This is a genomic window from Candidatus Melainabacteria bacterium, from assembly GCA_003963305.1.
Classification (GTDB): Bacteria; Cyanobacteriota; Vampirovibrionia; order Obscuribacterales; family Obscuribacteraceae; genus PALSA-1081.
In genome coordinates this window covers 20522-43550 of record RXJR01000032.1, presented here as the reverse complement: position 1 = coordinate 43550, position 23029 = coordinate 20522, and the positions used below count along the sequence as shown (strand labels likewise).

General features: G+C 51.1%; 17 protein-coding genes and 1 tRNA gene. 12 read left to right on the top strand and 6 right to left on the bottom strand.

The window, feature by feature from the left end; genetic code table 11:
• Nucleotide 1: 1 nt before the first annotated feature.
• On the bottom strand, nt 2–2146 hold the full coding sequence (locus EKK48_28015) for a hydantoinase/oxoprolinase family protein (GenBank protein RTL35765.1): 2145 nt from the start codon (nt 2144–2146) through the stop codon (nt 2–4).
• Nucleotides 2147–2160: 14 nt separating this feature from the next.
• Nucleotides 2161–3570 (bottom strand): citrate transporter, encoded by a 1410-nt coding sequence (locus tag EKK48_28010; GenBank protein ID RTL35543.1) that lies wholly within the window; start codon nt 3568–3570, stop codon nt 2161–2163.
• A 253-nt stretch (nt 3571–3823) separates the two neighbouring features.
• On the opposite strand from EKK48_28010, the gene EKK48_28005 reads away from it, so the two are divergent.
• From EKK48_28005 to EKK48_27995, 3 genes are all read left to right on the top strand, one after another.
• A complete protein-coding gene (locus EKK48_28005; GenBank protein RTL35542.1) occupies nt 3824–4186 on the top strand; it encodes a hypothetical protein in 363 nt (120 codons plus the stop codon).
• Nucleotides 4187–4190: 4 nt separating this feature from the next.
• Nucleotides 4191–5519, top strand: coding sequence for a tetratricopeptide repeat protein (locus EKK48_28000; GenBank protein ID RTL35541.1), 1329 nt, complete (start codon nt 4191–4193; stop codon nt 5517–5519).
• A gap of 191 nt (nt 5520–5710) precedes the next feature.
• Nucleotides 5711–6658, top strand: a complete 948-nt coding sequence (locus EKK48_27995; protein RTL35540.1) for a TerC family protein — start codon at nt 5711–5713, stop codon at nt 6656–6658.
• A 6-nt stretch (nt 6659–6664) separates the two neighbouring features.
• Here EKK48_27995 and EKK48_27990 read toward each other — a convergent pair whose 3' ends face one another.
• A complete protein-coding gene (locus EKK48_27990) occupies nt 6665–7735 on the bottom strand; it encodes an alpha/beta fold hydrolase (GenBank protein RTL35539.1) in 1071 nt (356 codons plus the stop codon).
• 141 nt (nt 7736–7876) lie between these two features.
• On the opposite strand from EKK48_27990, the gene EKK48_27985 reads away from it, so the two are divergent.
• The 3 genes from EKK48_27985 to EKK48_27975 all read left to right on the top strand — a co-directional run bounded on the left by EKK48_27985 (nt 7877) and on the right by EKK48_27975 (nt 13158).
• Entirely contained in the window at nt 7877–9841 is a 1965-nt protein-coding gene (locus EKK48_27985; GenBank protein ID RTL35538.1) for an AMP-dependent synthetase, read from the top strand.
• A 185-nt stretch (nt 9842–10026) separates the two neighbouring features.
• On the top strand, nt 10027–12348 hold the full coding sequence (locus tag EKK48_27980; protein RTL35537.1) for a hypothetical protein: 2322 nt from the start codon (nt 10027–10029) through the stop codon (nt 12346–12348).
• A gap of 75 nt (nt 12349–12423) precedes the next feature.
• Nucleotides 12424–13158, top strand: coding sequence for a hypothetical protein (locus EKK48_27975; protein RTL35536.1), 735 nt, complete (start codon nt 12424–12426; stop codon nt 13156–13158).
• A gap of 50 nt (nt 13159–13208) precedes the next feature.
• Here the strand turns inward: EKK48_27975 and ftsY are convergent, their stop codons facing one another.
• Complete coding sequence (ftsY, locus tag EKK48_27970; GenBank protein ID RTL35535.1) at nt 13209–14264, bottom strand: signal recognition particle-docking protein FtsY; 1056 nt, start codon at nt 14262–14264, stop codon at nt 13209–13211.
• Nucleotides 14265–14270: 6 nt separating this feature from the next.
• The gene (nusB, locus tag EKK48_27965; protein RTL35534.1) at nt 14271–15137 is read right to left on the bottom strand and encodes a transcription antitermination factor NusB; all 867 of its coding nucleotides are present in this window, start codon (nt 15135–15137) and stop codon (nt 14271–14273) included.
• Nucleotides 15138–15203: 66 nt separating this feature from the next.
• On the opposite strand from nusB, the gene rsmD reads away from it, so the two are divergent.
• Together rsmD and EKK48_27955 are read left to right on the top strand one after the other, a co-directional pair.
• Nucleotides 15204–15740: a 16S rRNA (guanine(966)-N(2))-methyltransferase RsmD gene (rsmD, locus tag EKK48_27960; protein RTL35533.1), complete on the top strand. Its 537-nt coding sequence runs from the start codon at nt 15204–15206 to the stop codon at nt 15738–15740.
• 97 nt (nt 15741–15837) lie between these two features.
• The gene (locus tag EKK48_27955; protein RTL35532.1) at nt 15838–17076 is read left to right on the top strand and encodes a hypothetical protein; all 1239 of its coding nucleotides are present in this window, start codon (nt 15838–15840) and stop codon (nt 17074–17076) included.
• On the opposite strand, the gene EKK48_27950 is transcribed toward EKK48_27955, so the two are convergent.
• A complete protein-coding gene (locus EKK48_27950; protein ID RTL35531.1) occupies nt 17064–19481 on the bottom strand; it encodes an HDIG domain-containing protein in 2418 nt (805 codons plus the stop codon). The two genes, EKK48_27955 and EKK48_27950, sit on opposite strands and share 13 nt — an antisense overlap.
• Before the next feature lie 290 nt (nt 19482–19771).
• Between EKK48_27950 and ruvB the strand changes: the two genes are divergently transcribed.
• The 4 genes from ruvB to EKK48_27930 all read left to right on the top strand — a co-directional run bounded on the left by ruvB (nt 19772) and on the right by EKK48_27930 (nt 22997).
• Entirely contained in the window at nt 19772–20845 is a 1074-nt protein-coding gene (gene ruvB, locus EKK48_27945) for a Holliday junction branch migration DNA helicase RuvB (protein RTL35530.1), read from the top strand.
• The gene (locus EKK48_27940; protein ID RTL35529.1) at nt 20842–21945 is read left to right on the top strand and encodes a YibE/F family protein; all 1104 of its coding nucleotides are present in this window, start codon (nt 20842–20844) and stop codon (nt 21943–21945) included. Before ruvB ends, EKK48_27940 begins: the two co-directional genes overlap by 4 nt.
• Before the next feature lie 9 nt (nt 21946–21954).
• The gene (locus EKK48_27935; protein ID RTL35528.1) at nt 21955–22860 is read left to right on the top strand and encodes a phosphatidate cytidylyltransferase; all 906 of its coding nucleotides are present in this window, start codon (nt 21955–21957) and stop codon (nt 22858–22860) included.
• 47 nt (nt 22861–22907) lie between these two features.
• Nucleotides 22908–22997: transfer RNA gene (locus EKK48_27930), tRNA-Ser, on the top strand.
• The last annotated feature ends 32 nt before the right edge of the window (nt 22998–23029 follow it).

Sequence of the window (23029 nt, the reverse complement as noted above, 5' to 3'; positions counted from 1 at the left end):
GTCAGCCCAGCTTGCCCAACACTACGACCGGCGTGTTGCGCGGCAATTCATTCAATTCCGCTTTTGCCAGAGTGTTGACGTGTTCGACGCTCAGCAGTCCGGAGAGGTCGATAATTTTCGGTCCGGCAAGAATCATAATGTCAGGAATGACTTTGCCGGCGTCACCCCAGACTGAGTGCTCTTCGGCTATTGTGGAAATACTTGCTTCTGCCAGGTCGGATGTGGTGGCGCTTACGACCCCGTTTTGTATTTGCAATCTAATGCTGCCGGCAGTATCCATGACCCTGACTGCCTGCATCTTGTTGTTGATCAATCCGCCGAAATGGCTTTGAGTCCAGGGGGCAGTATAGATTTGGAAAAATTTAGTCTCGGCTGTCAGTTTGACGAGTTCGGGCTTGGTTCGCATCGACTGCGCAATCAACTCGGTTTTTTCGGAATCGGACAGGGCTTTGCGCGCGTCTTTGCTCTCTGTCATCGAGGTTGCACCAAATGCGGTGGCGCGGATGACATTGGTGCGGCTGTCAATTTCAACGTGTATTTCGATCGAGGCGGGATCTGCACCCATTTTTTGCACAGCCGCCTGTGCTTCTTCTCTGATTTTGAGAATATCTTCGTTAGTCGGGTTCACCACCTGTCGCTCTACCGTTTCGCGTATTAACGCCAGGGCAACGCCTATTGCTGAAATCACGTCGGCGTATGAGGCCAGCGAATGAGGCATGTTCATCTGTTTGGCTACGAAAGGAACTATTGCCGCTGCACCGCCCCCGCCACCAACAAGTGTGACAAGGTCCGGGTCGAGTTTGTGATCTTTGATTAGTTGTTTGACGACTGGAATACACTTGTCTGCTGCCAGTTTGAGCATCTCTTCAGCCAGTTTTTCGCTTGGCTGGTTTAGCCGTTTGGAGAGGGTTTCGAAGGCCAGGCTGATCTTCTCCCTGTCGCCTCTGGCACAGTCTCCCTCTGGAACCAGACCCAGAAGGTTAGAGGCACAAGTGGGAGTCAGGCACATGGATGGGTCGCTGTCGCCTTCTGCGATGACCATGTAATCATCGGGATCGTCTGGTTTTGGTCTTATGGTTTTGATGGTCGGATTGAGCAAGTGCTCAGAGAACGACACGTAGCCCACGCCGGCAATATGGGCACTGCGAGGACCGACGTCAACTATCCTGGTTGCGTCGATTCTCGGCATGGAGCCACCAGCCACGCCAACAGTACGCACATCCAGTGTGCGCATGTAGACCTTGTGTTCGCCGACTTCACCGGAGCGAATTTGTGCCTTGCCATTGCTGATAGCTGAAATGTCAGTGCTCGTGCCGCCCACTTCCAAGAAAATGCCGTCTGAGATGCGCAGAAACATCATCGCCGCTGCCACGCCTGCGGCTGGTCCTGACAGCATCGTCAGAATCGGACGTTTCCGCATCGCATCGATGTCCATGACGCCACCGTCTGAGCGCATTATCATCACCGGAGCTTTTATGCCTGCGCCCCGTACACTTTTTTCCGTCATGTCGGCGCTCTCGATCATCTTTGGCAGCATGGCTGCATTGATTACGGCAGTGCGGGTACGCACTTTCAATCCGTACAACTGGCTCACTTCCGCACCGGAGGTGGCAAGAAGTCCCATCGAGCGCGCCACTTCTAGCGCTGCAAGCTCTGGTCCAGGGTCGTCTACAGAAAATGCTTGTGTCACGGCGATTGCTTTTGCGCCCATCTCAACCAGGGCTTTTAGCGCTTCTTCCAGCTTTGCTTTATCGCCGGCATCGTTTTTGTCCAGAAATTTGTAGTAGGTGAGCAGATATTTTTCTGGTGCCAGCCTGATTCTTCCTAGCTTTGTTGAGGCTCTGGCGATCCAGTTATTAGATGTGGCTCCCAGGCATAAAATTCCAACGGGCGCCACGTCGCCTTCCAGGAGAGCATTGGTGGCCTGAGTCGTACTGTGGGCGATGAATGTCACGTCTTGCGGTTTAATGCCCGCACCGGCAAGCAGCTTAGTCAGTGAGTCGATAATCCCTTTAGCCACGCCTTCGCTGGCTCTATGAGTTGTCGGTACTTTTGACCTTCCCAGCACTTCCAGGGTCTCAGCGTCGAGCGCCACAGCGTGCGTGAAGGTGCCACCAACGTCGATGCCTATTCTTACTTTCCTGATTGAATTATCGCCGCTCATTTCACATATCCCAGCGAGACTGAAAGCAGCAGACCAAAGACCGTGGCTGTCCAGGCGTAAGGCACAGTGCGTTTCAAAAGCACTTGCGTGTCTGTGTTCAAATAAGTGGCAATCCAAATATTTGCAGTATTGGTCGGATCGCAAATTCCCTGCAACTGACCGACGGAAAGAAGCATTGACATAATCGCTGCTGAAGTCAGTGTATTTAGTTGCCTGACAATCGTGACAAGCCCGCTGCCCATGCCCCACAGACTGAGGGGACCTCTATAGAGCGCCAGTGGAGCGATGATTGTGAAGACGATTACGTAGGGAAGCGGATGGGTGGGAATAGCCGCTTCTAAAAGTGGCTTGATTGCCTCAGTCACTGCTTTATGACTGACGCTGTTGATCAGCATGCCGATGCCCATCATTAAGACGACCGCTGGTATCACTGCAGTGATTCCGTCGATGATCGATCGGGTCAGCACGTTAATCGAGTTGCGTTTCCAGGTGATCAGGGTGCAGTACGTGATACCGAATATGAAAGCCGGGATAAAGTCCCAATTGAAGATGAGCACCAGCACTAGTGGCAGGATGGGCGTCAGCATCGACAATGTTGGATTTGTATGTATATTCTGCTTCTGCCGGAAAACTGCGTAAAGTCCCAGTATGATCAGCATTGATCCAGCCGCTACGAGCGAATTCGGTTCGGCAACCTTGACGGCTTTGACAGCTGAATCTTTCGGTAATTGTTGCAGTGCATAAAAGGCCGCACCAATCACAAGCAAGCAGATTGCTCCATATTTCAAGTTCTTCTTGTTGCGCAATTCGATTAAAAGAAAGGCCACTACAATCGAGCTGAAGATCATTGAGAATGGCACGACGAACTGGATGATTTCTGCCTGGGTGAGGTGGAGGACGTCCATGTATAAGGCCCAGCCGGCAATATTGAACATGCCACCAAGACTGATGCCAAAGAGAAAGAGCGAGCCGGCTGTGACGCTTGAAATTCCCAGCGAGAGCATCACAGGCAGAACGATTGTTCCTACCATGATCACAGCTCCCAGACCACCGAGTGTCGAAAAGAGCAGCGTCGTCACGGCCGTGAGAACTAGCGCCAGCCAGAAGGGATTGTCGCCGGCGAATTCGGCCACCCAGCGAATTATTGCCTTGGCAATACCCTGCTTGTTGAGCAATTCAGCCAGAATGGCACCGAACATGGTGGTCGTGTAGGTGTTGTTTAGCTTAACGGCGCCTTTGCTGAGCACTTCTGTGAGGATATCCTGCCCTGGGATACCCGCTATGACGGCAATCAATATCGCCATGATCGGCAGCGCCAGCAAAGCACTGATGCGTCTGCTGTACATGAGCATAGCCATGCAGAGAAAGACAAAAAGACAGGCGATTCCGATAAGCATGCTGGACATGAGGGCATGATCCAGCTTTGAAAACACCTGTGTCAAGCTAGTTTGGCGATTCCTACATTTGATTAATTCGAATCGTTCCCGTCTCAGCGTCTTCGAGTTGAAGAATTGCTACTTGATGATATTCGTTGCGTATATGCTGTTTATTCTCTGGCTTTCTGGCGGCATGCTCAGATCTTAAATTCGCCTGTAAGGCAAGCAACGAGCGGCTTTGTTTTCAAACCGGTATGATTAGCTGGCAGCACTAAGCTATTTTTTGTATCCCTTCATCATGCTCGGATTCTACATTTACCAGTTCGTTCCCATTATGCTGATTGAAGCAGTGGTCTTGTGGCGGCTGAAGTGGGGTAGCTTGCGCCTTTCTCTGCTGGACTCGTTGCTCGTCAATTTTGCTTCTTTTACGGGACTTTTGCTCGGACTGGGTCCATATATAACTGGTTCTGGTATCTGGGGGTTAACTCTGTTTGGCACTTATTCAATTATGGTCGAGGGCGCATTTTTGATGTTGCTCGAGCGACACACCGCAAAAAAGGTCTGGCTGACTATACTTGCCGCAAATTTAGCCAGCTGCATTATGCTAGGTATTGAGACTATATTCACGGTGCCTACCAAAGGCTGAGCAAATGAATAATCGCACCCGAGTGCTTCTGCTTGCATGCGTGTCGGCCACCGTATACGGTTGCGCCAGAGCCGAGCGTGCCGACGAGAAGACATGGAAGGAAAACTTTGATAGCGGCTTTTCTGCTATGCAATCGAAGAATTATGCCGGGGCGGAGAGCAACTTTCGCAATGCCGTCGAAAGTGCGAAAGCATTTCCCAAAAATGACGTTCGTCTGGCACAAACGTATGATGCGTTAGGCGATGTCTACATTGCTGAAAACAACATTGAGGATGCAAAACGCGCCTACGGGAATACCTATAACATCTACAAACAGCTCTGGAACTGGCGCAACAATTCCGTCAACAATCGTGATTTTGCTATCGGCTTGTCGAGGAGTGCCTTGCATTTAGCCAATATTGCTTGTGATGCGCTGCGCCTGGATGAGGCGGAGCGGCTATATGACGAGGCTTTATCTGTGGAGGAATCTGTACTCGGGCCTGATGTATTGAAAGAACAGATTCTTGCGGGCAAAGAAAAACTGTACAGGTTGACTGGTCGCACCAGCGATGCGGAGAAAATCAAAGAGCAGATTGCCGAGTTGAAGGCGCTGCCCTCTGTTGATGACACCCAGAGCATGTCGTGGAAAGAATTGAACGAGGCCGGCAATGAGGCTTTTCAATCAGGCAATCTAGCTAAAGCAGAGAAGATTTACAGCTCCGGTGTTGAGCGCGCCAGGAAACCGTTGCAGCAGGCCGAGAGTATGCGCGGGCTGGCAAGAATTTTTGAGCAGCAGAAGGAATTCGGCAAGGCGATTGGCAAGTTGGAACAAGCCAGGACTCTTTTGCGGGGCGATGACCATCGACTGGAATTGGCTGACAATCTCAACCTGTCCGGCTTCTGCTATCTCCGGCTTAAACAATATGCCAGTGCTGAGAAAATGTTTGGTGATGCGATCAATGTTTTGCAGCTCAAAAACCGCGGTGATGCCGACCGGGGCAAAATTTCGTATGAGGGATTGACGCGGGCGTATACAGATGAAGGCAATTATGCAGAAGCAGAAAAAAGTGCCAGGAGCAAAATGGCTTTGACGCTCGAGCTGAACGGAAAGAAGGATGCTCGATATGCCGAGGATTTACTCGCTGTAACCGTTTTGCAGGCTAAAGAGGGCAAGAATGATGAGGCGCAGAAAGGTTTTGAGACCGTGATAGAACTAGAGGAAGGAAATCCAAGCCCGCGCTACATGCTGGCTGCTCTGGACTCGTTCGGCAAATTTTTGCGAGATACCAGGCAAGATGCCAGGGCCGATGCTATCGAACTGAGAGCCAAGACTTTGAGAGCCGAGTTCGAGTAGCTGGTAGAACTTGAGATTCGGGTTTTCCAATCGACAAAATTGCAACTTTGTTAACTTCTGACAACTCTTCTTCTGTCAGGAGCATATTGGTATAACGCGCTTGATTCATTACCTCTTTCAACGTTGGCTCGGAGTCCGAGCCGACCGGCCTTTGAATTGCGCTGCTCAAACAGGCAACTGGAGACTTATAGATGGACTGGATATTAAGAACAGAATTTTGGGCTACGTTCCTAACTTTGACCGGTTTAGAAATTGTTCTCGGTATCGATAATGTCATTTTTCATTCGCTGACGATCTCGAAATTACCAGTCAAATATCAAAAGAAGGCACGCATTGCCGGCATGTCACTGGCAGTGTTGCTAAGATTCGTTCTGCTTGCCGCGCTCTTCTGGTTCATCGGCATCTCCCGGTCACTACTGGTGGTGCTGGGAAACGAAATTTCAGCGCGTGACCTTGTCTTGATTGGCGGTGGATTGTTTCTCGTCATTAAGAGTTGCCTGGAGCTGTCTGTGGCTGAAACGCAGAAGTCGCATGAAGCGGCTCACGCTGCCGTGCCGCCTGAAAAGGCTGGTATTGTCAGTTGCATCATTCAAATTGTTATTTTAGATATCGTCTTCTCTCTAGATTCGGTGATCACAGCAGTCGGAATGGTCAACGACATGCGGGCTATTATGCTTGCCATCGTGGTTTCTGTTGTTGTGATGATGTTTTGCACAACTGCAGTCGGTAAGTTCCTGGAAGAACGGAAACGCATTCGAGCGCTTGCCTTTTGCTTCATTGCGCTGGTCGGTGCCGTTCTCGTTGCTGAAGGGTTCGACATAGTGGTTCCGAAGAGTCATATCTATGTCGCCGGCGCTTTTGCTCTATTGATTGAGTACGGTATCAGCCGCTTTAGTGCTCACAGACAAGCAACGAGGTCGGCTAGAGCAGCGGTGTTGCGCCGGGCCAGTCTGCAGTATGCAACGGTTCCTGCGGCAGCTCCCCCTCCTGATTTCCTGCCGGAATCATTAAGTTGGAGCACCCAGTGCAATTGCCAGAATCCGCTCAGCTATGGCTTTTGCGTGGAATGCGGCGATGGCTTGGGCACAGTTAAACTCGACCTGGGCCAGGTCGACTACAGTCCACTTCTCGTCAAATAGCGGTAGTTATATGCGAAACTTGCTCTTCATTTTTTGTGTGAATGATTTTGAATTGGAGGGTCCGGTTGCACTGGAGATTGTGCTGGTCTGAGGCTGGATGACAGCCGGTAGTCCTCCATGTTTTTCCAACCAATCAAACGTGTCGTTTAGAACCACTGGTTTGATAAATGATGTTCCCAAAAGAATGTGACCGCAGCCTGCGATTTCTTGCAGTGACTTGTCTGATGTCTTGAAGCCATCGTAAACGCGACTGGCTGAAGATGCATTGACTATCTGGTCGTCGCTGCCCTGCAGTAAAAGCACAGGAATAGAGCGTGGTAACTGACTGGCGAGCACAGGCATCTGACTGATGAAATTCATTGTGCCAATCAAGCTCAAGGCTGACTGATGGCTCTTGTTGAGTGGATCGTGAACCATTTCGTCGGCTGTTCTTTTGTCATCCGAAACGTATTTTGCATAGTAATCGGTTAAATCCACCGGTTCCACAAGTTTCGCCATGCCCATGAGGAATTTCGGACCCATACCGCCTGGTTTGTGTATGTGCGGCTCTACGCCGGCGGCACAGAGGATCAAACCCTTTACGGCTTTCGGTTCATTGCACACTGCCTTCAAAAGAACGGCACAGCCTGCGCTTTCTCCCAATCCAAATATCTTCGCGCCCGGGTGGCTTTTTCTCAGTTGCGCCAGCAAACGGCTTTCATCTTCGCAGCTGACAGTGAAGTCGTTGTTTGTGCTGCCTGTGCTACCAATCCAACGTCCGTGCCCGCGCAAGTCTGGTGCGACTACGAGATAGCCGCGTGCCGCCAGTTCTTTTGCCAGAGCTTCAAAGCACAGCCCCTGCTGGGTGAACCCATGTACTGCCAGGAAAATCAGCTTTGGTTCCGGATTGGCATCATCCTGCCATTCGTATAAAGGAATGCCGAGTTTCTGGGCCAGCATTCCGTTATCTGTGCGGACGACCGCCGCTGTCGCTGGTCTTAAAGAACTCCAACCTGTGACAGTCGCCAGAGCGGCTGCAGTAATTGCTAGACGTTTAAATGTCGGCGGGCTGAACTTCAACTTGGTCAGACTCCACAATAGTTCTCTTTATAGTGACGACCGAGAGCGAATTTTGGTCCCGTAGATTATCTGCGGTATATCCGTTCTGCCCCCACTTCTTGTAAGATCCACATCGTCATTCCCGAACTACACTTGGAAGCGAACCACATGAGTGCAACCATGACCGATGTTATTTGGCAACCCAAAGGCGAATACCTGAACAGCCGCGTCGCTGACTTCATCAAAAAGCAGGGCTTGAAGGATTGGCAGGAGCTTGTCAAGAAATCGTCTCAAGACACTGAATGGTTCTGGAAAGCGGCCACAGACTATCTGGGTTTTCAATGGTCTAAGCCTTACGACAAGCTCATGGATCAGTCGGGCGGTTTCCCCTGGACGAAGTGGTTTGTCGGCGGAGAGATGAACATTGCTGCCAATTGCCTTGACTGGCATCTGGAGGCTGGCAAAAAAGCCGGATGCAGAACCAGTGTTGGAAAAGATCACATCGCTTTGATCTGGCAGGGTGATGACGGCGGCACTGAGAAGCTCACCTATGGCGAACTCAATGACATGTCCGGCCGGGTGGCTGCCGCTCTGGCGAAATTGGATGTGAAAGCCGGTGATGCGGTCGGTATTTATATGCCGATGGTACCGGAAGTGGTGGCAGTTCTCTTTGGTTGTCTTAAGGCTGGCGCTGTTGCTGTGCCTGTTTTCAGTGGCTATGGAGCGCAAGCTCTCGCTGCTCGTCTTGAAGATTCTGAAGCGAAAGTGCTTTTTACCGCTGACTTCGGCAAGCGCAAAGGGAAATTCATTCCGATCAAAAACGATGTTGACGAGGCCGCCGAGAAGCTGCCTGGTTTGAAGCATGTCGTCGTGCTCAAGCACATCGGCAATGAGATCAAATGGGTGGAAGGTCGAGACATCTGGTTCAGCGATATCGTCGGTAAAGCGACCCCGGCTCCTACAAAATTGGATTTGCCCGCTGAGCATCCATCTATGTACCTGTACACCTCAGGCACGACCGGCAAGCCGAAAGGTTGTGTTCATACTCACGCTGGTGCGCTTGCGCAAATAGGCAAGGAGTTAGGATTTACCTATGACGTTCGACCTGAAGATGTCTTCTTCTGGGTCTCTGATATTGGTTGGATGATGGGTCCATGGGAGATGATTGGTGTCACCTTCTATGGTGGAACGATTGTCATTTTTGAAGGCGCCCCGACGCATCCGACTCCGGATATTTTGTGGCAAATAATCGAGAAGCATAAAGTCACCACTCTGGGAATCAGCCCTACAGCCATCCGCAGTCTGCGCACGTTTGGAGACGAGTGGATTCAGAAGCACGACTTGAGCACCTTGAGGATGCTCGGCTCGACAGGCGAGGCCTGGGATGAAGACAGCTACATGTGGTACTTCAACAATGTCGGCGGCAAACGTTGCCCGGTCATGAATATTTCGGGCGGTACTGAGCTGGTTGGCTGCTTGTTGACACCGCTGCCGGTCATGCCCATTAAAGCTTGTTCGCTCGGTGCTGCGGCACTGGCGATGGACGTAGATGTTTTTGATGAATCAGGAAACAGCATCAAAAACGCGATCGGCCATCTCGTCTGCAAGAAGCCGGCACCATCGATGACCAAAGGCTTTTTGAAAGATCCGGACCGCTATATTGAGACTTACTTCAGCAAGTTTCCCGGTGTCTGGTACCACGGCGATTGGGCCAAAGTCGATCCGGATGGAGCATTTTTCCTCTATGGACGTTCTGATGATACGGTCAAAGTGGCTGGCAAGCGAGTTGGACCGGGCGAAGTCGAGTCTGTGCTTGTTGAACACGCGAAAGTGGCAGAAGCTGCTGTCATCGGTGTACCTCATGAAATTAAGGGTGACGCCCTTGTTTGTTTCGTGGTGCTCAATCCCAACTTCGAAGAGTCGGCTGAGCTTGAGAAAGAATTGCGCTACATGGTCGGAGAGCGACTCGGTGCAGTGCTTCGTCCGGAAGTGGTGCACTTCGTGCAATCGTTGCCCAAGACTCGTTCCGGCAAGATAGTACGTGCCACGATTCGACGTCGGTATCTGGGTGAGCCGGTCGGCGATTTATCATCCGTTGAAAATCCCGATGCGATTGAGTGCATCAAGCCGCTCACTAAAATCTAAACATCGGCGCTTCCGCAATAGCGACATTCGAACATGAACGCCCTGCTGGCTCCTGCCGGCGGGGCTCCAGTCTGTTGCCACAAATTTGGGAAAATCTGCAGCTAGCATAGATTTGCTTACTATATCTGTCCTCTCCATCAACCAGAACAGAAACGATTTTTTCGACATGAATCGGAGGAACGATCATGCCTGCCAACGATTTGCCTATCTCCACCAGCCTCGATGATGCACGCAAAGGAGGAACTAGTGGAGTTGAACGCTCAGGTAAGCGTATACTCGATGAACTCTACGATGCTGAAAAACGCGACCCGGCTAATGGCAGAACTGTTAAATTAGACAGTGCCGTTTCCAATGCACTGCATGAACGGGGGTTATTGCCTGGTCTCGTCATTACGGACGATCCGGTTGGAGTAAAACCAGGCACCGGTAGTGATGGCGGGGCAGAGGCAAGCGATGCCAATCAGCCGATCACGAGCGATAGATTTGGACGAATTCGGGATATCAAAAGCGCGGATGGTTCCAGCACGACTGTTGACTATCACGGTGAAGATCCATATCCATGCAAAGTGACCGTAACCTTTAGTGACGGTACAACCATAACGTACAAAAGAGACGGTGGGAACTGGTCCGAGACGGTTCAGACTCCAGGCGGGGAATCACAGGTCAACGAAAATATCGATTCAGTCAAGGTTTCACCTCAGGGCGACGTTACCGTAGTAGACGGCAGTGTTACACAAATCCGCCATCAAAATGGTTCAGTTGATGTCACCGCTCAACATGGTGACGATGGTCCGGTAACGAAAGCGCACTATCAATATGATGAGAGCGGTGCAATCGCCTGGGCTACGCGCATCAATCCTGACGGCACTGTCGACAATTTTTCCAGGAGCAGATTTTCAGGCGAATGGCAAATGTCGACGTATGACCGTTGTGGGCAGAGATTGGACGTTGTGTCGATTTCAGGGCTGACTGTCAATCTTGATGGTGGTATCACTTATGATGCCGGCAACGCGCACGTGGTAGTGGAAGGATACGGTGCGACGCACATTACCGAAACTACCAGCTACGGCACTTACGAACAGAGTTTCGACCCGGCAGGAAATCTGACTACGATTGTAAGAAAAGACACTGCCACAGGAATGACAGAATTAATTACCAATATCGACGGACAACACCAGGCTCTGCTCGTTTATCCAACCGGGCAGCCGGAAGCTTACTACATGCCGGAAGTGACCGTAAACCCTGACGGTTCCTATAGCTATGTCGATTCGACAGGTAATCGCGTTGAGAGAGGGGTGGATTTTTCACCTGAGGTCTTGGAGCAAACACCAATTGACCCTGCGCTTACAAGCGTCGCCGCCGAAAACGGGGTCAATGTCTCGCGCTCAGTCGAAGATGGGAAGTTCGTCTATCACTACAGTGTAGAGGTCAATGGTGAAACGATCCAGCTTTTCACAGGCAGCGGTGATGCCACTGCAGATAGTGCTAAGTTGCTTGAGATGAGAGACCAGAAGCTGGAAGAAGTTGAAAAACAATACAATGTGAAAATTGGTCGCGATGGAGAAATGACTGATGTAGATGGAGAACAGGTGCCTCTGAAAACACCTAATCTTGGTCAGATGTATGGAGTGGAGTCCTCCGTGCAGCGTTCTGCACCAGATGTGGTGAGGGCTGACGGAAAGCCTGTGGAAATCGATTTTACTGCCAGGCAGGGCAAGAATCCCAACAAAGGCGGATTCGCCGACGGTTCAAGAGTCGTGATCGAGCCCAACGGCGGTATAAGTACTCCCGATCAGGTGATGCGGGTATTTATGCATGAGCTGGCGCACAATGGACAGTTTCGATTGTACGGTGACGATAAAACTTACGAGACGAGCTACGCCGCTCAGCTTGGTTATGTAAAAGCGGGCGATACCTGGCTTTTAGTTACTAAAGATGGTCGCTATTTTAAATCGATTCCGAATGAAGGTGGTGTCGGAAGCAGTGGTTGGGCGAGAACCGACAAAGACGGTAATCCGTTAGACGCAGATGGTAATCCATCTGCAAATCCGCAAATCATTACCAACGAAGAAGCCGCTGATATAGCCCTGGTTAAACCGGCAACCGGTTATTTCCCTAATCCGGCAGAAGCAGGAGCGGAAGCCACTGCTAAGTTTCGTGGTGGTGAGGAGACTCGTGCTGAATTGCTTGCTTGTAATCCTGATCTGTATGAGGTCATTAAGAAGTTAGATCAGCTCGACATCAATAAAACTTACGGGTTAGACGAGAGTGGACAGCCGAAATTCATCAGAAACGCAGATGGTTTGATTGTGCCAAACACTCCCGAAAACCTGGCAGAAGTACAGCAGTTCGAAGACGCTGGTCTCGCTTTTCCGCTGGGTGATCTGGGCGGACTGGGCGGAACCTCCGGTCAAAAAACAGGGGCAGTTAGCAGTCACGGTCACTCTGACCTGGCCGCTCTGGCTTCAAACATTGATTATTTGCCCGCTCTTTCATTAGTATCCTGACCGTTCACTTGCAGCAGTTTGCATTTATTTATTGGTTTTAAGCTTTTCGTGCAATGTCATGTGGAGTAGGAGATAATGCACGTAGATGCATACCGGTCGTCTGTTGTGAGAAGCCTCGCCACGACCGCAGAGTTGGGAGAATTTATGAGGACGGGTCGAGTTTTATTAGCTGCGCTGGCTATATCAGCGCTTCAGGATGCTGCCTTTCAGAGCACAGCCTCTGCGGAGGAGACCTTGAGGGCAGATACGCCGCGGCTCGATACGCGACCTGTGCCGAAGCGGGCTCCACTGTCCGGCAGCGTCAGCGTACACGCACGTCACGAAACAGCTGCGCCGGCAGTCAAGACCGCCAAAACTGCTCCGCAAATTACTCCTCAATCTGCACCAAAACCTGTCATTACAGTTGCACCTCAGAGACCGCCGTTAAATGCCTCCGCCAATATGTTTGGTGGTGTTCCTTTGCAGGGGCGGCTTGACGGAAATCCGATGATGCGCGGTGGAGCGGCTTTCAATCCTTATGCTCTCCAGGCCCAACAGCATCAAAAGCCAAAATGGACAAACCCTGATGATGCTCCGTATCGATGGGGGCAGTGCGCGACCGGTGGATATTACGACACGACCGGCACCTATAAAGGTCCGATGGTATGGGGCGATAAATTAGCCCAGCTTGGCGGTCGTTTTTATGATGGTACGCCGGTGCCTAAAGGCGAAGTAAAAATCAACCAGATGGGTCATATCTGGTGGCAGAATCAGCTCTCCACTAATTTCGTCAAACGCGACGACTTGCGCAAGGCTGGCTTGCCTTACTGATCAATCGGTTGACTTGTTAAGCAAAGCGCTGAAAGTGCAACTACGTTATTTCAGGCGAAGAGCGCTTCTATAAACATGTCTGGTTCGAAATCGCGCAAATCGTCCATTTGCTCCCCTAAGCCGATCAGCTTGACGGGAATTTTCAACTCGCGAGAAACACTGAATACGACACCACCTTTGGCGCTGCCATCCAGTTTCGTCAAAATCACACCGGTGAGAGGACAGACCTCAGTGAATACTTTTGCCTGCTGCAAACCATTTTGACCAATTGAGGCATCGAGGACGAGAAGCGATTCGAGCGGTTTATCGCCGGCATGTTTTTCGACGACGCCGCGTACTTTTTTCAGCTCAGACATAAGGTTGGCTTTGTTGTGCAACCGCCCGGCGGTATCGATAACCAGGGCGTCATAATTTTCCGCCTTGGCTCTCTGGATGGCTTGAAAGACAACGGCGCCCGGGTCTGAGCCATCCTGCAGCCGCACGATATCGACGCCTGCACGTCCGGCCCAGATTTCCAGTTGTGTCTCCGCTGCGGCTCTGAATGTGTCAGCGGCAGCCATGAGAACTTTCTTGCCTTCTTGCTTCAAGCGCCAGGCGAGCTTGCCAATGCTGGTCGTTTTGCCTGTGCCGTTGACGCCCACTACCATGTAGATATTGAGCGTGCCGGGAGTGTAGTTCAGTTTGTAGGACGGAATATCTTCAAGCATGGCCGTGAACTCAGTTTTGAGAAATGACTCCACATCACGGCTGTTCCAATTTTTTGCTTTCGCTTCCTTGCGCAGGTGGGAGCAGAGAAGTTCGACGGTCGGCAAGCCAAGATCGGCGCGAATCAGCTTCTCCTCGATGTCTTCCAGATAATCTTCATCGATCGGTCGGGGCGGCGCTGGTGGCGGGGGCGGTGCTACTGTTTGTGGTTGACTGGCACCAGTATTGATACCAGCTAGTTCTTGAACAGCGGTTTCACCTTCGGCGGTTCTGTCTACGACGGAGTCGACAACGGCAGATTTGGTTCTTACCAGCGCAGTCTTGAGCTTGCCCAGGGTTGTGCCCCACCAGTTTTTGGCAGGTTCGGGTGTTTGACCTTGCTCGTTTGATTCGTTGCTCATGGTGTTCTACAGCTTGCTCAGGCTCTCATCATCGGCAGTTTCTTCTAACGTGCGCTCTCTGAATTCACCTTTATTGCGGAAGTGTTTCGCTTCCTCGGAGAGATCCGAAAGTACGCCATTGATAAATTTGGCAGCTTTTTCGTCTGCAAAGCGGTGCGCCAGCTCTACGGCTTCGCTGATGGCGACGTTGACTGGTACTTCATCGATGAAAAAGGCTTCTGCGCATGCCAATCGCAAAATGTCTCGGTCGATGCTGACCATTCTGTCGACATTCCATTTTGCTTTGGCGAATTTTATGAATTCGTCGATTTCCTTGCGGTGTTCGATGTAGACATTGATGAGCAGGACAAGAAAGTCTCGAATGTCGCTTTTGTCGTTTTTGGGAATGTGACTTTGTATGGCGTGCCCGCAGTTCTTACACTCGACGACCAGAGGTGTAGTGCCTTCCAGCAGTGCTATGTCAGGGATGTCCAACGCTTCTGCAGCAAAGTTGAGAGCGCGATCCAGCTTCTCTACTGCTTCCTTGAGTTGTCCTGTGGTGACGGGAACGGGGCGAAGGTTGTCGATTTGATCTTTGTTGCGAGGGTGGTCGAACTCTATGTCAGCAAGCGTTTGGGCGCAGTTAAGTAAAATTGCGTTGGCATCGGCTAAGTTTTGCTTGGCGTAGTCGCAAAGCATCCTGACTGACTTTGAGACGATTAAGTCTAACTCTTGTTTCTCTAGTTTTTCGCGCTCTTTAGGCAGTTGCGGCATGACAATTACCGCTAGTTCTCGCGCTATTCTGCGTCCTGTTGCCACTTCTTTTACCGATGAGAGTGCTCGCCACAAGCTACGGTGCTTGTTTAGCTGAGTATAGAAGTCACATGTTACCATGGCTGCCCGTGTGCGGACGATTTCGCCGATATTGCTTAAACTGTCGAAAAGGAGCTTGCCGGATACATGCGCATAACAGGAGGAGAAGCGAGGGGGCGAATCGTGCCGAGCCCCGAAGGCCTGGCTGTCAGGCCGACCGCTTCCAAAATCAGGCAAGCCTTCTTTAACATTTTGCAAACCAAAGTTAGCGATTGCGACTTCTTAGATATCTTTGCCGGCAGTGGTTTGATGGGTCTGGAAGCACTGAGCCGCGGTGCAAAATCGCTCACATCGATTGAGTCGGAAAGGCGTATGGTAAGAGCCCTTGAGGATTGCCTGAAGAGTCTCGGCTACGAGGCTGACGTGATTTGCGGTGATTACAGGCATGTACTTACCACTCTTCCGCCTTTGAAGTTTGACATCATTTTTGCGGATCCGCCCTATAAGACGAATTATCCCAATGGGGTCGTCGAGATGGTGGAAAAATGTGCTCTTTTGAAGTCCGACGGCGTGTTGGCAATCGAGCACAATCGAGACTTCAAATTCAACCAGTCTGAGCGCTCTCTAAACATGTACGACCGTCGTCAGTATGGAACTACGGCTATTTCTTTCTTTCGCCAGTGAAGCAACAAACTGATATCCTAAATAAGTTTGCGCACATCGTTGCCGAAGAGGGCGCACAAAAGTTTTTTAGTTTTTTACTGCGGAAGGTCACTTAGATATGGCAGATGAGCAAGCACAAATTCGCATCGGCGATCTTTTGTTGCAGTCTGGAATATTGACGTCTGACTATATACGAAACGCTCTTCACAACTTCGAGCAAAGAGGTCTGCCGATTGGCAAAGTGCTTGTCATGTCGGGATACCTGACTGAGGCTCAACTGCGCACGGCCCTGGAAGTGCAGTCACTGGTCAACGATCGATTATTGCCTCTGGAGGTTGGTCTTGCTGTATTGCAGATCGCCCATAAAGAGAAGATTCCGCTCGCTGAAGCTTTGCAGTCATCAGGTTTCGTACAACCGGAAGATCAGGCAACTAATAAACTTGGACAATTGCTTGTCTCTGCCAACATAGTTACCAACAAAGAGCTGGAAGAAGCACTGCAGACAAACGTGCGAACCGGATTGCCTCTTGGTCATATCTTCTGTTTTCGAGGCTTCGTCTCTCAGCAGTTGATCAATACGGCATTGCTTGCACAGCAGCTGATTCGTCGCGGCATGATCAATCGCGAACACGCAATTGGCGGAATGCGGGCTGCTGCAGATCGCGAGAGACTGCTCGAAAAAGCTGAAATCAATCGGGGCTTTGTGCGCCTGCCTATGAAGCCTACGCTCAAGATCGGCGAACTTTTCATGGAAGCCAAAATCATTAGTGAGCAGGCTTTGTTAGATGCCTTGAATCGCTCGTTGAGCATCGGTGCATTCTCAGGTCAGGTATTTATCGAGACTCAAATCGCTCCTCCGTCAGTCGTGAATGCTGCTGTCGAGCTTCAAGAAATGCTCGATAACAGCACCCTTGCTGAGCCTTACGCCGCCGAAGCACTTATGCTGGTGCGTAAGGATGGTTCGCCGCTATATAAAACTGTAGCGGAGGTGGCTGTATTTCGGCAGCGGAAAAATAAAGCGGTTGATCTGATGGAAATTCTCACATCTTCAGGACAAGTCACTCTCGTCAATGTGCCGGGTGAAATTCAGGAACGACTGGATCTCAATTACAATCAAGCCTCAGATGTTTGCAAAATGATTTTGAAGCATAATCTCGCCGATGAAAGAGCCGTTTACGGCGCGCTGCGGTGTGTTTACCTGATCGATGAGAAGGTAATTACTTTTCAGAAAGCGATCATGGCGCTTGATTTTTCAATGCGGGCCAACTTGACAGTTGACGAAGCAATTTTTCAACTGGGTTGGACGCAGAGAACTCGTCTGCGCGTACCGGAAGTCGTAGAAGTTCAGCAGCACTGATCAGGTGGCTGGCTCTCGCTTTCCTTCTCAGTAAGGTTGGTGCTGACGACCGTGCCGGAAGACTGGGCTGTGCCGACTGGCACCGCTTCTGGTGTTGATGATGATGAGCCGGCGGCGGCAGAGGCAGCCGCGGCTGACACCGCATCTGGTGGTACGGCCATGCGCCCCGTCGTAGTGCTTGGATACTTGAGCCGCTCGTGATGCAGAGTGCGCCAGACATGCACAAATGCTTTTTTCACCTTTTGCAATTCGGCATAAGTGAGTGTTGACTCGTTGAATTGACCGTCATCCCATCGGTTCTGGAAGACTTTAGTCATTGCCTCTTCCACTTCTTCTTGCGAGGGGTCTTTCATGCTGTGCGTTACAGCCTCTGATACGTCTGCCAGCATGACGATGGAAGTTTCTTTAGATTGCGGTTTTGGACCCGGGTAGCGATAGAAGTTGGCGTCGACATTTTCCGCTCCATCACGCAGACAAGCCTTGTGATAGAAATATGCCATCAGTGAAGTGCCCTGGTGCATGGGGATGAAATCTTGCACCGCTTTGGGGAGTCCATATTCTTGTGCCAGCGCCAGACCGTCGGTAACATGGGCGAGCACTCGCTCTCGGCTGTCTTCCGGCGACATCGAATCGTGCGGATTCTTGTCTCCTAACTGATTCTCGATGAAGTACTTGGGGCGCACCATTTTTCCGACATCATGGTAGAAAGCACCGGCACGCACCAGGTTCACATCGGCTCCGATGTCTCGCGCTCCCGCTTCTGCCAGGTTGGCCACAGCCAGGCTGTGTTGATATGTACCAGGTGCGTTCTCTTCCAGTTTACGCAGCAGCGGCTGGTCTGCATCTGTTAATTCGGCAAGGCGGAACGGGGTGAGCATTCCAAAAATGCTTTCTAAAAATGGCAGTGAGCCAATTGAGACAATTGCCAGAATGATGCCGCCAAAAAAGTCGTAGGTCAGACCCTTTACTAAGAATGTCGGCGAGGTGTTGCTCTGAGCTACAGAGGCCATAACGAAGCCGAGTCCCTGAGCCAGTGCCATGATCAACCCAGTCGACATGAGAGCATGTCTTTTCTTGGAATAGAAACCGATCGCCGCACCGGCTGCGGTGCCAAGGGCAACCAGGTTGCTTATATCAATTAGCCCGTCCACTCCAAGAAAGATAGCCAGGGTCACGGTCACGGCGGCCGCCACTCGCTGCCCGAGAAATATTGTCAGAATGAGGGCTGCTGCGGGTAGCGGCACTATCTGCGGATAGCTTTTCCCTAAGATAGCCGACAGTGCAAAAACGATGACCGAGACCGTGTACATCATGCCGACCGAAGCTGTCGAGAAGAGATGCTTCTGCTCCAGTGCAAATAGAAAGAGGGCGACAAGGGAAACCGCAGCCGCCAGTGAAAGCCCCAGACCAAGCACGAAAGGCCAGCGGTTGTTCTCACTAATGCCCATGACTTGCAAGAGCTCTGCTGTTTCAGGAGTGATTGTCGTATTTTTTTTGGCAATCAATTCGCCGACTGTAATCTGCTTCATGATTGGTTTTACGGCCGCAGCGTTGGCAGCAGCTTTGCTCTCTGTTGCCTCCAGGTCTACTTCCATGTTCGGACGCAGTCTGGAGCAAATTAACTGCGCGGTTGCCAGTTTTAGTGGTTGAGACCAGTTCTCGGGCAGAAACTCCATCGCGGTTTCAGTCCAGCTGCTCGGTTCCTCGGGTAAACGATGCAAGGTGCGCAAAATTCGAGCACCTGCATTTTGAACTGTGGTCTTGTACCTGATCACATCAGCTTCCGGCACTGCCAGCGCCACAGTTACGAGGAAAGGCTGAATTGTGTTGTCTGCTGCGATGAGATTTTTGAGGACGTTTCTCTGGGCTGTCAGCTCCGCTTCGCTTGTATTGAAGCGATGAGCTGCCGATCTGGCGTGTTCCGGGAATGTTGAATCGGGCTCATTGAGCAGGGCCTGATACTCGGGCAGAAATTCAATCGTTTTAGGCGGCAGAGAATGCAGCCCTGCTGTATGAATCTTATTTATTGCGTTTAAGAGATCGCTAATTTCTTGTTGTGTCTTCTGGTCTTCGTTCTTATTGGCTTTGAAAATGGGCATGACGGCTCGCCTGGCATCGTCTCTAGCCTTTCTGGTCGCCGCCTCGTCCACTATCAGACTGGCGTGGGTAGCGAGCAGGTCGTGATCGGCGATATCACCAACGTGAAACTGATTGTTGTATATGTGATGGGCGCTCAAGGCGAATACGAGTGACGCAAATCCGATGGCGCAAACGGTCAACCAGTTGAAAAAGGAGCGTTCGGACGGAAAGAGATCATGATGCGGTTCGTGCGCGATCGCTTGCTCGTTGCTCTGATTCGCTTGATTCTGAGACCGATTGGCTGGTTCAGGATTTTGGCTGGACATACGTTCCTTGCGGCTTTGTCATTTGCTCATAGTCTTTCATGTTTAGAGCCGTTCGTCAGTGCCGTGGTCTCATGGTTTGATGTGATCTTAGCGTGCATTTCACCTTGAGTTCTTTTCATGAACGGCTTTCATATGCCGAGTTCATACAGTACAAGCGTTTGCGATAATTGCTAACGATGACAATTATTCCCAGCTACCAAGGCAAATCACCAGATAACTCCCAGCCTGGCCCTGATAAGGAGTCGAAGGCGAAGATTGACGCGGAGTCTCTTCGGTCTGACGAGCAGACCATGTCAGCGAGCGAATCAAAGGCCCGCAAGCGCTCGCTTGTGCTCTCTGCACAGGAAACGCCTGCGGATAATCGCTCTGACAATGTGCTGCGCCCTCAATCGCTGGCGGAATACATCGGGCAGTCTCGTATCAAGTCGATGATGCAAATGTCCATCGTTGCTGCCAAAGGTCGGGGGGAAGCGCTCGACCATGTGCTTTTCTACGGACCACCCGGGTTGGGTAAGACGACTCTGGCCAAGGTCATCGCCAATGAGATGAACGCTAATATCCACATGGCATCGGGTCCGAGCCTTGAGCGTCCGCGTGACATTATTGGTCTTGTTCATCAACTGGAAAAGCACGATGTTTTGTTTATAGACGAAATACACAGACTCAGTCGAGTCGCCGAGGAGTTGTTGTACCCGGCCATTGAAGACTTTGTCATCGATTTGACGTCTGGCAAGGGGCAGGCGACTCGTACGATGCGTCTGCCTTTGCCGCGTTTCACTCTCGTGGGCGCGACAACTAAGGCTGGAATGATTTCCAATGCCCTGAGAGATCGATTTGGATTTGTCTGCAGGCTGGAGTTCTACAATCACGAAGAGCTTTGCTCGATTGTCGCTCGCACCGCCAAGATTCTCAACGTCTCAGCCGAAGATAAGGCTGTTCAGGTGATTGCATCGAGAGCAAGAGGCACACCTCGTATCGCCAATCGGCTTGTCAGGCTGGTTCGCGACTATGGACAATTTCAGGGCAAGGAAGTCATTGACGAAGCGGTGGCTAAGGCAGCGCTCGAGTCTTATCAAGTTGACACTTCTGGTCTGGACAATACAGACAGGCGTTTTCTCGAAATTTTAATTGATAACTACAGCGGCGGACCGGTGGGTGTGGAAACTATTGCGGCCACGCTGGGCGAAGACAGGGACACCCTGGAAGATGTCTACGAGCCCTTCTTGATTCAAAATGGATTCATTCATCGCACGCCGCGCGGACGCGTGGCGACTGCCAAAGCGTACCAACATCTGAAGCGCAAGGCACCGAACATGCAGTTGAATCTTGATTTGGCGGTTGAGCCGCTAGAAGAGAAGTGGTGAGAAGCAGCACGGATTCTGCCGGTGGAGACAAGCTTGTCAAAGTCGACGAACAGTTTGTCGTCGGCAAAGTTTTGACGGTTACTCAACCCAAGCTGAATAGCCAGTTGATGCAGAGCACGGGCATGGTCAGTAATCAACAGCTCGTGCACGTAGAGATTCTCGAAGGTCCGCTGAAAGGTTCAGACACTGTAATCACCAACGAAATCACCGACAATCCCGTATTCAATATCAACGTCAAGCCGGGACAGGAAGTGGTACTGTCCATGGTGACCGAATCAGGCGGCAAGCCGGAATTCAACATTGCTGACTATCACCGTGCGCCTGTTCTTTCCTGGCTGCTCGTTGTTTTCTTGATAGCGTTTTTGATATTTGGCGGCAAGAACGGTTTGAAATCACTGGCGGGGCTTTTAATCAGTGTTTTGCTGATCTCGTTTGTGCTTTTGCCGGCCAGCATGGCCGGCATAAATCCGCTACTCACCGCCGTCTTTATCTGTCTTTGCGCAACCACATCAAGCATGCTTCTGGTGGCAGGGTTTTCCAAGAAAGCCGCCGCTTCCATTATGGGCACCGTGGGCGGTGTCTTCATCGCCGGCATCGCCGCTCAAATTGTCATTGTTCTGGCGCCCCTGACCGGGCTGTCCAGCGAAGAGGCGCAAATCTTGCGAGGCTCGGTGTTGAGCCAGCCACCGGCGTTCTACAGTGGATTGCTTGCCGCCGGCATGCTGATTGGCGCACTGGGCGTGATCATGGATGTGGGAATATCGGTCGCATCAGCTGTGCAAGAAGTAGCCAAGACCGATAACAATCTTACAGCAGGTCAACTTTATGAATCTGGCATGAACGTTGGGCGGGACATCATGGGTACAATGACGAATACTTTGATTCTGGCTTATACCGGAAGCGCTTTGCCCCTCTTGCTATTGGCAGCTCAAGTGCCAAGCATCAAATTGCTCAACCTCGACCTGGTGGCAACAGAAATTGCTTCGGCTTTGAGCGGCAGTCTCGGTCTCGTTTGTACGATACCTCTGACGGCACTGGCAGCGGCAAGACTGATGGCTAAGAAGGAAGCAAAGGCGGAAGAAGTATCAGGAGTTGGTTAACCACAGTCCATGCGTATCCTCTGGGGCTTCCTCCTATTTTTCGCAGCCATAGCCAGCATTTTGTTTGGCGGACTTGTCATGCCGCTCATACTTGGCGGTGCTTGTTATCAAGGTGGTACCGAATTTATTGCCATGGCTCGAGCCAAGGGCATGAACCCCTCACCAAGAATTATTCTTGGGATGATCGTGGCTTTTTTCGCCGTCGCTGCCATTCCCTGTATTCCTGGCATTCCGGCGCAATACACGACGACGCAGTCAGCACTGGCTCACTTTCCAATTTTGTTGACAATTGGAATTTGCGCCTCCTTCTTTCGTCTTCTTTTTCGGCGTAACCTGCCGCCGGCCACGATTGCCGACATTGCTACAACGATTCTGGGGTTCATCTACGTCGGCTTTCTGCCCAGCCATCTGGTTTTGCTGAGAAATTTGTATCCGCCCAATGTCGAGCCGATTGCCAATCCTTTGCAACAACCGGGATTAGCCTATGTCTGGGCGACACTCTTCATAGTCTGGGCAACCGACGTTTTTGCCTACTTTATCGGTAAGAAGTGGGGCAAACATCTGCTTTATCCGCTAATAAGCCCTAAGAAGACGGTAGAAGGCGCAGTGGGTGGCTTTCTTGCTTCAATAGTATGGTCTGTTATCGTTGTGCATCTCGCTGACAACGTCATCTTTACCAACACCGTTCCGTTCCAGCACAGTTTCTGGCTTGCCGCCTTGATGGGAGCGGCAATCTCGATAGCGGCTCAGCTCGGCGATTTATGCGAATCGATGCTCAAGCGTGACGCTGGTGTTAAGGACTCCGGTAACACACTGCCCGGGCATGGCGGATTTCTCGATCGCGGCGACAGCATGCTTTTTGGCGGCGCCGTCGCATACTATCTGATCAGTCTTGTAGTTTTGAAGATCCTGTAGTCATGCAAGCTGTGGGTCAGTTATGATATATTGCAAACTTGCCTCATGGAGAGGTGGCTGAGTGGTCGAAAGCGGCTTCCTGCTAAGAAGTTATACGGTCAAAAGCTGTATCGAGGGTTCGAATCCCTCCCTCTCCGAATTTTTTTAGTTATCCGGGTCGCCATCATGG

What these genes read in the sequence shown, in the direction of transcription:
- EKK48_28010 (RTL35543.1), bottom strand. Translation starts at nt 3,570, where the DNA reads ATGTCCAGCATGCTTATCGGAATCGCCTGTCTTTTTGTCTTTCTCTGC.
- EKK48_28000 (RTL35541.1), top strand. Translation starts at nt 4,191, where the DNA reads ATGAATAATCGCACCCGAGTGCTTCTGCTTGCATGCGTGTCGGCCACC.
- EKK48_27995 (RTL35540.1), top strand. Translation starts at nt 5,711, where the DNA reads ATGGACTGGATATTAAGAACAGAATTTTGGGCTACGTTCCTAACTTTG.
- EKK48_27985 (RTL35538.1), top strand. Translation starts at nt 7,877, where the DNA reads ATGACCGATGTTATTTGGCAACCCAAAGGCGAATACCTGAACAGCCGC.
- EKK48_27980 (RTL35537.1), top strand. Translation starts at nt 10,027, where the DNA reads ATGCCTGCCAACGATTTGCCTATCTCCACCAGCCTCGATGATGCACGC.
- EKK48_27975 (RTL35536.1), top strand. Translation starts at nt 12,424, where the DNA reads ATGCACGTAGATGCATACCGGTCGTCTGTTGTGAGAAGCCTCGCCACG.
- ftsY (RTL35535.1), bottom strand. Translation starts at nt 14,264, where the DNA reads ATGAGCAACGAATCAAACGAGCAAGGTCAAACACCCGAACCTGCCAAA.
- nusB (RTL35534.1), bottom strand. Translation starts at nt 15,137, where the DNA reads ATGGTAACATGTGACTTCTATACTCAGCTAAACAAGCACCGTAGCTTG.
- rsmD (RTL35533.1), top strand. Translation starts at nt 15,204, where the DNA reads ATGCGCATAACAGGAGGAGAAGCGAGGGGGCGAATCGTGCCGAGCCCC.
- EKK48_27955 (RTL35532.1), top strand. Translation starts at nt 15,838, where the DNA reads ATGGCAGATGAGCAAGCACAAATTCGCATCGGCGATCTTTTGTTGCAG.
- EKK48_27950 (RTL35531.1), bottom strand. Translation starts at nt 19,481, where the DNA reads ATGTCCAGCCAAAATCCTGAACCAGCCAATCGGTCTCAGAATCAAGCG.
- ruvB (RTL35530.1), top strand. Translation starts at nt 19,772, where the DNA reads ATGTCAGCGAGCGAATCAAAGGCCCGCAAGCGCTCGCTTGTGCTCTCT.
- EKK48_27935 (RTL35528.1), top strand. Translation starts at nt 21,955, where the DNA reads ATGCGTATCCTCTGGGGCTTCCTCCTATTTTTCGCAGCCATAGCCAGC.